We start from the raw sequence: 11,651 nt of genomic DNA, 5'->3' as shown, positions 1-11,651 counted from the left end.
GCCTAAACTTTATCCACCTTTTAAACTTAATTTGTACTTTACATAAATTTAATATTACAATAACACATAAAACATGGGAATATTGCACCTTGACGCCAAAATTAAATAGGTTATGGATTTCTTATTTATCTTGTTGGTGGTATTGTTGGTATTGGCTATCGTAGATCTTATCGTAGGGGTAAGCAACGATGCAGTTAATTTCCTTAATTCTGCCATAGGAAGCAGGGTAGCTTCATACAAGACGATTATCATTATTGCGTCAGCGGGCATCCTAGTTGGCGCATTTTTTTCCAGCGGCATCATGGAAATAGCTCGTCGGGGAATATTCCATCCTGAATATTTTACATTTGATAAAGTGATATGGATTTTTCTGGCTGTCATGCTTACCGATATCGTTCTGCTTGACGTTTTCAATACCATGGGGCTGCCCACATCCACTACCGTATCCATTATATTTGAATTGTTGGGTGCTGCCTTGATGACTGGTTTGCTTTTTTCAGCAGAAAAGCAAGCATCAATAGGAGAGGCGATGAGTTACATCAATTTCAGCAGTACCGTATCCATTATTTCTGGCATCTTCCTTTCCATATTAATCGCGTTCACGGCAGGAGCGTTGATACAATATCTCTGCCGCTTGGCATTTAGTTTCCAGTACGAACGTAGACTTGCCAAACTTGGCTCCATATTCTCGGGAATAGGCATTACAGCAATCATCTATTTCCTACTCATTAAGGGATTGAAAGGCACTACACTGTTGCAAGGGCCTTGGGTAGAGCGGTTGTTGGATAATACCCTGCCCTTGTTGGGCGGGATTTTCATCGGTTTCACACTTTTGTGCCTATTTTTGCAGCGTTATTTCAAAATCAATCCCTTGAAAATAGTGGTACTTGCAGGCACGTTTTCGCTAGCCATGGCCTTTGCCGGCAATGATTTGGTCAATTTCATCGGGGTACCCATCTCCGGATTGCTGGCTTATCAAAATTGGGCGGCCAGCGGAGTGGCCGCAAATGAGCATTATCAAGTTTTTCTCGCAAGCAACGATGTGGTTGTACCCAATTATATGTTGTTGATAGCCGGCATAGTAATGGCGGGCACCCTCTGGCTCAGCGCCAAGGCCCGCAAGGTCACCGAAACGGAGATCAACCTAGGCAGGCAGGACGATGGTGAAGGCAGCGATGAGCAATTTAGGCCAAATGCAGTTTCCCGAAGTGTGGTTAAATCAGCATTCCTGTTGGGAAATGTAATAACGGCTTTCATTCCCAAAAATGTAATGCGCAATTATAACCTAAGCTTCGAAAAGGAAAAACTACGCCAAGCCACGCAAGTGGATGGCATGTCGCCAGCCTTTGATTTGCTGCGCGCCGCCACCAATTTGGTTGTGGCTAGTATCCTCATTGCTTGGGCCACATCCAAGAAATTGCCCCTCTCTACCACTTATGTGACATTTATGGTAGCCATGGGCACATCATTGGCCGATAAAGCATGGGGAAGGGAATCAGCAGTTTATCGAGTCACCGGGGTATTGAGTGTCATTGGCGGATGGTTTATCACAGCCCTCATCGCTTTTTCCGTGGCCGCCATATTTGCTTTGATTATTTATAAAGGAGGGGTAATAGGCACTTGTGTATTAATAGGAATTATCCTTTCTTACATTGTATTGTCTCATGTCAAATTTACCAAAAGGGAAAAATATGCGCAAAAGGAAAAAAGTCGGTTTAGCATGCTTGAAGGGGCTGACATCGATGTGTATGTGAGAAACAAAAACCTGTTGGTATCGCTAATCATTGATTTAGCACAACATTATAACACCATACTCAATGGTATCCGTACCAATCGGTCAGCTATGCTCAAGACGGTGGATAAGGAACTGGAAGAGCTCGTTCAGTACAGCTATAAACTCAAGCGGAAAAGCCTGCGTGCCATCCGTGAGTTATATGGCCATGATAAAAAATCTGCAGAAGTAATCGTGCATGGAGCAGATTTGTTGCAAGACCTAATCCAATCGGCCAAGTTCCTCAGCGAAGAAAGCCTCCAATACCTGGAAAATCTACACGAGCCATTGGACGATGCTTTTATTGCCGTACTGGAGGAACTTAATGGAAAAATGGGCGATTTATTTGACCTTGTGATTGAAGAGCTTAAAGACAACCAAGGACCCGATATTGCAAAGTTGCGTGAGAGAAGAAATGAGGTGCGCACATTTATCAACATGCATTTCGGAACACAATTAGATATCATCCGCAACAAAAATACTGGCAGCAAGCAAGCACTCTTGCAAACTAGTATGTTTCTGCAAAGTAGAGACATACAAGCGGTGCTATTCCGATTATGCAAGATATATGGGCGGTTTGAAAACTGAGTTGGCTGGATATCATTATATCAGCTTATCGTTATTTTTATGACGGTCTGCATCCCGTATGCTTTTCTTCGTCAGGTTGTTTTCCATGGCTTCCGTCAGATTGATTCCCGTCTGGTTGGCCAAGCATATCAGTACAAACAAAACATCGGCCATTTCATCCGCAAGGTTTACCGCTTCATCTGACTTCTTAAAGGATTGTTCGCCATATTTACGAGCCATAATACGGGCCACTTCTCCCACTTCCTCCATCAGGATAGCTGTGTTGGTCAGCTCATTGAAATAACGTATGCCCGTGGTGTTTATCCACGTGTCTACTAGTTCTTGGGCTTCTTTGATCGTCATGTTTTAAGTTTTAATTTTCAATTCAAGCGTTTTATCATTCTTTTTACCCAACCTGCATCTAGCAAATCAATGGTTTTCCTTATCCTTGGTATCCATCATGATCGTAACCGGGCCATCATTCACCAGTGAGATCTTCATGTCTGCACCGAATATTCCAGTGGCAACTTCCTTGCCCAAAAGGGCTGAAAGTTCAGCGGCCATTGTTTCATATAACGGAATCGCTTGAGCTGGTTTGGCGGCACGGATAAAGGATGGACGATTGCCCTTTTTTGTTTGCGCAAACAGCGTGAACTGGGAAATCAATAAGATATGACCATGGACATCGTTGATAGACTTGTTCATCAGTCCATTTTCATCACCAAATACACGTAAATTGATGATTTTCTGGGCTAGCCATTGCAGGTCTTTGTTACCATCAGTCTCCTCAATACCAAGTAACACAACGAAACCGTTGGTGATTTGTCCTGTGACCACCCCAGCTACGGTACAGGATGCTTCGGATACACGCTGTATGACTGCTCTCATATTACTTTATACGAATCGAGGCCAAGATAATGACTATATGGGAAACCTCATAGGTTTCCCATGGTCTTTGTTTGCATTCAATGGCACTGGGGCGCAACCGATGAAGTTTAATTTATCCAATTAGAATTTTAAATTCAATCCCAGTAGGAAGTTGGCAGTGGCTTGGGGATAATAGAAATTATAATCAACTCTGTCCGCTTCTGACAAATAATAACCCCAAGTGTATCCACTTGATGCGTATTTTTCATTGAATATGTTGTTGACTAATAATGTCAGTCCTAGATTTTTCAATTTCCATAAGGAAGTATTATAAGCCACTCGGATATTATTTACAAAAAAGCCATCGATACTACGATCTTTATTACCCGTGTTGTCTAGATACTGCCTGGATACATATTTACTAAGCAAAGCCAATTCAACCGGTTTCCAGGGCTTGAAAGCCAACTCGCTTGAAGCGACCCAATTTGGTGAAAATGAGATAACTGTCGTCTCGTAGAAATTCTCCACATCGCCTACGACCTCGGTGAAGTTCTTAATCTTATTTTGGCTATAAGCCAGCGTGGCACCCCATGAAAACCAACGTGTGGGAGCCCATCGACCATCAAACTCCAGTCCGATGCGGTAGCTATCGTCCACATTTCTCCTCAAGGTGCTACCCACATCATTAAGTTGACCGGTAGGCACCAGCTGGTTTTTGTACAGCATGGCATAACCGTTTACACCTATATTGAACTGTTGCGACCTGATACGGTAACCCACCTCGATGTCATGCAATTGTTCGGCCTTGGGCGTTTGACCAATAGGCCAATCGGTGAAATCACTGCGCACGGGTTCCTTATTGGCCAGCGCATACGAGGCGTATACATTACTTGCCGCCGACAGCTGATAAGTAAGCCCTACTTTCGGATTGAAAAAATCAAACGAAGCATCTTGCGTAAGATCACGCAGGTCGTTATCTATTCCGGCGATCGCATAATTGATATGCCGGTATTGCACATCTGCAAATAGGAACAATTTGTTCAGTTGGTAAGAAGCCTTCAAATACGTATTGAAGTCCTTTTTAGTAGCATCTCCGTTATAATACCGATATGAAGTTTTGAAAGACCCGTCTCCATCAACAGGGAGGGCGTCATCCGTAAACAAAGGATATTGAGACCATACGATGTCACCGTAATGCCCACCTTCATATTGGTTATAGGCTCCTCCCCATGTAATTTCCAATCCTTTACTATCCTTATATGCCAAGGAATATGTTCCACCATAAAAATGATTATCCAGCCATCGCTGACGCACCAAATCCAATTGGTTTATGGTACTACCATTTATCACGACCGGCAATAGCCCATAATCCACATAGGCGTCATCATCGCGGAATTGCTCATAATAACCCTTTCCACGCGTATAATGCAATGCCGTATTCAATGTCAATTGGTCAGTCAAGGCCGAGGAAAACAACAGTTGGTAATGCGTTTGCTGATAATTATCTGTTTCATTATCATACAGGTATTTATTATACCTCCGGTCTGAACGCAGCAGGTTTTCACGCTCGTAGTTGGTCAACTCCTCATCTGCATATGCATGCATGCCATCTACATCGCCAATAAGCCGTGATTCGGGCGTACCATACCAAGCCTGGTAGGTTTTTTCCTTGCCGCCGAACACATTGGCACGGAGTAAGCTATTCTTGCCATGCCAAGCTCCAGACAAGAAAAAGGATTGCATGTCAGACATAGCCCGGTCTATATAGCCATCGCTTTTGATACGCGATAAGCGCCCGTCAAAGCTGAATTTGCCGTCAATCAACCCAGTTCCCAGACGCACGGTGTTTTTCCAAGAGTTATAGGAGCCGTAGGAATTGTCCAATTCAGCATAAGCATCTTTATTGAGCGTATTGGTTTGGATATTGAGGCTGGCACCAAAGGCGCCAGCACCATTGGTGGAAGTCCCTACTCCTCGCTGTATCTGTATATTGTCAACAGAAGAAGCGAAATCAGGTAGGTTGACGAAAAAAGAACCTAGACTTTCCGCATCATTGAGCGGTATGCCGTTGATGGTGACATTCGTACGCTGTCCATCACTCCCCCGGATGCGCATACTGGTGTATCCGATGCCTGCTCCGGCGTCCGAAGAAATGACCACGCCCGGCGTTTGGTCAAGCAAGTAAGGGAGGTCCTGACCAAGGTTGTTCTTGGCGATGTCTTCCTCACTCATGTTTTTGTAAGTGGTCGCCATATTTTCGCCGGCCCGGGTGGCTCTCACCACCACCTCGTCTGCGAGTACGGTAGCACGTGATAATGCGAAACGTACATCTTGATTCTCCGTCACAGCGGCTTGCTGCGTCTGCGGCTCATAGCCGATATAACTTACTTGTATATCATAGGTCCCCGCCCTGACATTGCGTAGGACCACCACACCCGACGCGTTGGTCTGTCCACGATAAAGCGTACCTGATAATCGTACGGAAGCTCCCAAAAGCGGCTCATTTCTATCTGCGTCCGTCACATGAATAGTCAGGGAATGTTGAGCCATTGCCATACCTACGAAGAACGACAGTATAGTTACTGTCAATAGCCTTTTGATCATTGTTATTGTTTTGAGTTAAACCGTCATTGCAAGGGGTTGGCAATGACCTACTAGTTAACAACCTTACTCCCTACGCCGGCATTACCCGGATCAGGTGCTTGGCACCAAGGTGCCAATGGGTATAATCTCAGCCTTTATTTGTGTTTGTTATCCAAACAAGGCACCCCTAAATGATAACACAAAGATAACGGTTTTTTTACATCCAGCCAAATCATGAAGTATAATGAAATGAGCCAGCGATGAGGGCGGTTATGGGTTTCCCCACAAGTATTGACTACACATGATATTCACCTAAAATTAACATAATTTATAACCATTCTAAATATTTTCGTTTGACACGTTTCTGACACAGCACTGGGGCGATATGTCGTACTTTTGTTACCAGAAATTAAGTGAGCATAGAAAAATCTTGAAAAATCTCAAAGTCATAGCATTCACACACAAGCATGTGGATTTGAAAGATTTGGGCAATCTTGTGATTTGCAACGAAGAGGTGGAAAGCCGACTAATCAACCTCAAACACAGTTTTGACATTCCCGAAATTTTTTATATCGGCACCTGCAACCGCGTAGAATTTGTTTTTTACGGTGCTCATGAACTGACACCGGGTTTCATCAAGGAATTCATGCATAAGCTCAACTTCTGTGTTCCTAGTGAACGCTTGGAATGTTTTCTTGGGCAGGTAACCACTTACGAAGGCATGGATGCGCTCAACCACCTGTTGCGCATGTCTTGCTCGTTGGAAAGCCTAGTAGTAGGTGAAAAGGAAATCCTAGCCCAAGTACGCAAGGCCTATGAGCGCTGCCGTAAAAGCGGATTTACCGGTGATTTTCTGCGATTAGTGATGGACCGCCTCGTCAAAACGGCCAAAGAGGTGTATACACACACACGTATATCCCGAAATCCGGTTTCCGTGGTTTCATTGGCTTATAGAAAATTGCGAGAAATCAAGTTGCACGATAATCCGCGCATCCTTATCATCGGGGCGGGGGAAACTAACAAGAATATAGCCAAATATCTACAAAAACATCGTTTTTCCAATTTTGTAGTATTCAATCGCACATTGGAAAAAGCGCAGGTATTAGGAGCTGAGTTGAATGCCAAGGCTTATTCACTTAGTGAACTAAACCAATATAAGGGAGGGTTTGACATCTTGATTTCCTGCACGGGGGCGTCTGAACCCATTGTTGACAGTGAGTGCTATCAATCGCTCCTCAATGGGGAAACCGACAAAAAGATCCTTGTGGATTTGGCTATACCAAACGACATCCATCCGGATGTTCCCAAAAATTATCCCATACACTATATTGAAGTATACAGCTTACAAGCGATAGCATCCAAAAACCTCCAGGAGCGCTATGACGAGCTGGCCCATGCCGAACAAATCATCTCGGACAATATCGGTGAATTCCTGCCCTTACTCAAACAGCGCCGCGTGGAATTGGCTATGCGTGAGGTACCAGAAAAAGTGAAGGAAATACGGTCGTTTGCACTCAATGAGGTTTTTGCTACCGAGGTAGGTGCATTGGATGCTAATTCGAGGGAAGTACTTGAAAAGGTGATTGACTATATGGAGAAAAAATACATTAAGGTGCCGATGGTCATGGCAAAGGATATACTAGTCAGAACTAACCAATCCGACATTAATTAGTGTCTTTTCAGCGTCGTTGAGTATATAGGCGGGCACTAATTAATAGCGGTTTTCCAATCGGAAAATCATATAAATATCCTTCTATACCGTACAATTCTTTAACATATCCGTTCGGGTAATACTTTTATTCGTTAAATTTGCTCATGCTAATAGAGGAACCTTTGACTAAAACTGTCGCAAAAAGCACACATAAAGTGGACCGAACGCTTGTTATCGGTACGCGTGGCAGTGAATTGGCCCTATGGCAGGCCAATTACATCAAAAGCAAATTGGCCGGTATCGGCATTGAAGCTGAACTTAAAATTATCAAGACCCAAGGTGACATCGTGCAACACCTGAGGTTGGACAAACTGGAAGGGAAAGGGTTTTTCACCAAGGAATTGGAAGAGGAGCTGTTGAATGGGACGGTTGACCTGGCTGTCCATTCCCACAAAGACCTTCCTACAGCTAATCCGCCAGGCCTGACCATCGCAGCGGTGACTACTCGTGAAGATGCTTCTGAGCTACTGATTATTCACAAAGACTGTGTGGATTTAAAAAAAAGGCTTTCACTTAAGCACAACGCTGTTGTAGGAACTTCGTCTAACCGCCGAAAAGCCCAATTGCTAGCTATACGCCCCGATCTTGAGTTTGACGACCTACGAGGCAATGTGATGACTCGTATTGAAAAGCTCCGTGACGAAAACTATGATGCCATCATGTTGGCCAAAGCGGGGATCACACGGATAGGCGCAGATTTAAGCGATTTCCATGTGGAGGAATTGCCCCCAGTGGAAATTATTCCGGCTCCTGCCCAAGGGGTGCTGGCTGTTCAAATCAGAGATAATGACCAAGAGCTGTATACCGTTCTCCAAACAATAAACGATGCCGATGTGGCCGATACCCTCGCCATCGAACGCAAAGTCCTCCAGCTTTTCGATGGTGGATGTCACGCTCCGTTGGGTTGTTATTGCCGCAAGCAAGACGGCAAGTATGAAGTGTGGACATCCAAGGCGGATACCGATGAGCAGTTCCCTGACCGTTTATACGTTTCAGCCGACCATACAGATGGTTTGGTTGAGAAAATTGTAAGCAAATATGATAAGGACAGGAAACTGCCTACACACGTCTTCATCACACGTGATGTATCGGAAAGCAGCTACTTTCACAGGGCTATGGCGAAACATGGTATCGCCGTGGAAGGGCGCTCACTAATTCGAATATACTCGATAATCAATAAATTAGACCCATATATTCTAAAATATGTTGATTGGATATTTTTCGGCAGCAAGAATGGTATTGAAAATTTCTTTAAACTTGAACCTCGTCTCAGCAAACGGACAAAATTTGCCGTAATCGGCAGGGGATCCGAAGAAATGCTAAGACAACATGACCATGCCCCAGATTTCTCCGGCGAAAGGCTAGGCATCAATATGGAAAAAATCGCTGCTGAATTTGCAAAGATAGCATCTGGGACAACGGTTTTGATTCCCAGAGCGAAAGATTCACTGGAAACCATCCAGAAATCACTTACTGGAGATACAAAAATAATCAATCTGCCTGTTTACCAAACCCGTATTGACACCAATGTCTCCAAATCCAACGCAGATGTGCTTATCTTCACTAGCCCTACTAATGTAGAGGCTTACTTTGTGGACAACTTGGTTGATCCTGGCCAAAAAATCATCTGCATTGGGCACTCCACGGGCCAGAAGATTGAGGAATTAGGTCTTACTTATACTCTCCCTTATTCACCGGATGAAATTGGATTGGCTGAAGCCGTCTTTGGGTTGGATTATTAATTATAGAACACGGATGACATGGATTGAGCAAATGAATATGGATTTGCGGTGTCGTAAAATATGATTGAAGGTATGTTGAAAAGACCAAGAAGGAACCGCAAATCCGCGGTAATACGTGATATGGTGCAGGAAACCCATCTGAATGCCGCCAACCTGATTTTCCCCATATTTATTGTTGAAGGTAGCAACATTAAAACAGCGGTATCTTCCATGCCCGGGATCTACCGCTATTCAATAGACAACCTGTTACGGGAAGTGGAAAGTTGCATGAATCTCGGGCTCCGTGCGTTTGATTTATTCCCCAACATTGAAGAGTCGCTAAAGGATAAACATGCCTCAGAAAGCACCAAGGAGGGCAGCCTTTACTTGAGAACCATTAGCGAAGTAAAAAGCCGTTTTCCAGAGGCCTGTGTGGTAACCGACGTAGCCATGGATCCCTATAGCAGTGACGGCCACGATGGTATCGTGGAAAATGGCGAAATCCTTAATGATGAAACTTTGGAGATCTTGGCCATGATGGCTTTGGCACATGCGCAGGCAGGTGCAGATATCATCGCACCTTCAGACATGATGGACGGACGAATCGGTTATATCCGCAATAAATTGGATGAAAACGGGTTTACGAACATATCACTGATGTCATACACGGCCAAGTATGCCAGTGCATTCTATGGGCCATTCCGCGATGCGCTCAATTCGGCACCGAAGCATGGGGATAAAAAGACCTACCAAATGAACCCGACAAATCAACGGGAAGCGCTGATAGAGGCCGAATTGGATACGCAGGAAGGGGCAGATTTCCTGATGGTAAAACCCGCTTTGCCGTATTTGGATGTGGTTAAACTACTGAAGGACAATTTTGACCTGCCCATCGCGGCATATAATGTAAGTGGTGAATATGCCATGATTAAAGCATCGGCACGCAACGGCTGGCTGGATGAGCAACGCGCCACGATGGAAGTACTCATGGGCATCCGACGGGCAGGGGCCTCGGTCATCCTCACCTACCATGCCAAGGAAGTGTTGGCCAAGAAGTGGCTCTAACTGAATCGGAATACCGACATATTTATATTACACATGTTGAATACATCCAAAAAAAGCGATATTTCCCGTGAGAAATCAGCCGAGTTATATAAAAAAGCGAAGCAGTATTTCCCGGGAGGCGTAAACTCCCCTGTGCGGGCATTCAAATCCGTATATGGCACCCCATTATTTATCGAGCGCGGCGACGGTTGTTTTATCTGGGATGCCGATGGAAACCAATTCATCGATTTCTGTTGTTCATGGGGACCGCTGATATTGGGGCACAACCATGCTAAGATTCGTGAAAAAGTAACCCAAACCTTGGAAAGAGGATTAAGTTTCGGCGCGCCCACCGCTTTAGAAAACGAACTTGCCGAACTCATCCTTGAACATAACAAGTATCTCGAAAAAATCCGGTTCGTTAGCTCGGGCACTGAAGCCGTGATGTCAGCCATCCGGCTGGCAAGGGGATATACCGGTCGCGATAAAATCATCAAATTCGAGGGTTGTTATCACGGGCATTCAGATTCGTTGTTGGTCAAAGCTGGGTCGGGGCTGGTCACCTTTGGTGAAACCTCATCAGCCGGCGTACCCAAATCGTTTGCCGATGAAACTATTGTTATTCCACTCAATGACCGGAAAGCCGTAGAAACAGCCTTTACCCAATTCAACCGGCAAATTGCCGCCGTGATTATTGAAGGGGTACCTGCCAATAATGGATTGCTTATCCAAGAGGAAGCGTATATCCATTTCTTGAGGGATATCACAAAACAAAATAAGGCGCTGCTGATCTTTGATGAAGTAATTACCGGTTTTCGAATGGGGTTTGAGGGTGCCGCAGCTCATTATGGGGTGCAGCCCGATATCATAACCTATGGCAAAATCATCGGCGGTGGCATGCCCGTGGGGGCTTATGGTGCGTCCGCTGAACTGATGGGCCATATCTCTCCGGATGGAGGTGTGTATCAAGCTGGAACCTTATCGGGCAACCCGGTGGCCATGGCAGCAGGGATAGCACAGCTGACTGAGCTCAGGAGCAACAACTTCTATAAAAACCTCAACACAAAGGCAGAAGAATTTGTAGTGGCCATCCAAGAATTTGTTGCGGCTAAAAACTACACATTCAAGGTCTTCCACATTGGATCCATCTTTTGGTTTGCGTTTACCAACCAAGAAAACATTAGGGCAGCGCGTGATATCGACCATAGTAGCATGGACTATTACAAAGTATTCCATCGCGAACTACTCAACCGTGGAGTTTACCTCGGCCCATCGGGTTATGAGGTCGGATTTATATCAGCCGCCCATAATAAAGTCGAATTGGAAAAAGCCCAGCAGGCTATCTTTGAGAGCTTGGAAGTAGTGTTTGGTTAAAAAACTGGGAGTC

8 protein-coding genes are annotated in these 11,651 nt (G+C 44.8%); 5 read left to right on the top strand and 3 right to left on the bottom strand.

The features are described 5' to 3' along the window. Positions 1-112: 112 nt before the first annotated feature. Positions 113-2,359 (top strand): inorganic phosphate transporter, encoded by a 2,247-nt coding sequence (locus NF543_RS04660; RefSeq protein ID WP_257666943.1) that lies wholly within the window; start codon positions 113-115, stop codon positions 2,357-2,359. Positions 2,360-2,374: 15 nt separating this feature from the next. Here the strand turns inward: NF543_RS04660 and NF543_RS04655 are convergent, their stop codons facing one another. The 3 genes from NF543_RS04655 to NF543_RS04645 form a co-directional block, all read right to left on the bottom strand. Then, positions 2,375-2,701, bottom strand: coding sequence for a nucleotide pyrophosphohydrolase (locus tag NF543_RS04655; RefSeq protein WP_257666942.1), 327 nt, complete (start codon positions 2,699-2,701; stop codon positions 2,375-2,377). Between the two features lie 66 nt (positions 2,702-2,767). Further along, positions 2,768-3,226: a D-aminoacyl-tRNA deacylase gene (dtd, locus tag NF543_RS04650; RefSeq protein WP_257666941.1), complete on the bottom strand. Its 459-nt coding sequence runs from the start codon at positions 3,224-3,226 to the stop codon at positions 2,768-2,770. A gap of 120 nt (positions 3,227-3,346) precedes the next feature. Further along, positions 3,347-5,809 carry a TonB-dependent receptor gene (locus NF543_RS04645; RefSeq protein WP_257666940.1) on the bottom strand — a complete coding sequence of 821 codons (2,463 nt, stop codon included), beginning with the start codon at positions 5,807-5,809 and terminating at the stop codon, positions 3,347-3,349. A 409-nt stretch (positions 5,810-6,218) separates the two neighbouring features. Here NF543_RS04645 and hemA point away from each other — a divergent pair, with 409 nt between their 5' ends. From hemA to hemL, 4 genes are all read left to right on the top strand, one after another. After that, positions 6,219-7,460 carry a glutamyl-tRNA reductase gene (hemA, locus tag NF543_RS04640; protein WP_257666939.1) on the top strand — a complete coding sequence of 414 codons (1,242 nt, stop codon included), beginning with the start codon at positions 6,219-6,221 and terminating at the stop codon, positions 7,458-7,460. 194 nt (positions 7,461-7,654) lie between these two features. Next, positions 7,655-9,241: a hydroxymethylbilane synthase gene (gene hemC / locus NF543_RS04635; protein ID WP_257666990.1), complete on the top strand. Its 1,587-nt coding sequence runs from the start codon at positions 7,655-7,657 to the stop codon at positions 9,239-9,241. Between the two features lie 72 nt (positions 9,242-9,313). Continuing rightward, complete coding sequence (hemB, locus tag NF543_RS04630; protein WP_257666938.1) at positions 9,314-10,285, top strand: porphobilinogen synthase; 972 nt, start codon at positions 9,314-9,316, stop codon at positions 10,283-10,285. 33 nt (positions 10,286-10,318) lie between these two features. After that, positions 10,319-11,638 (top strand): glutamate-1-semialdehyde 2,1-aminomutase, encoded by a 1,320-nt coding sequence (gene hemL / locus NF543_RS04625; protein ID WP_257666937.1) that lies wholly within the window; start codon positions 10,319-10,321, stop codon positions 11,636-11,638. Positions 11,639-11,651: the final 13 nt, after the last annotated feature.

The sequence above is a fragment of the Parapedobacter tibetensis genome (genome assembly GCF_024704835.1).
Lineage (GTDB): Bacteria > Bacteroidota > Bacteroidia > Sphingobacteriales > Sphingobacteriaceae > Parapedobacter > Parapedobacter tibetensis.
This window is presented reverse-complemented; position numbering and strand designations above follow the sequence as displayed.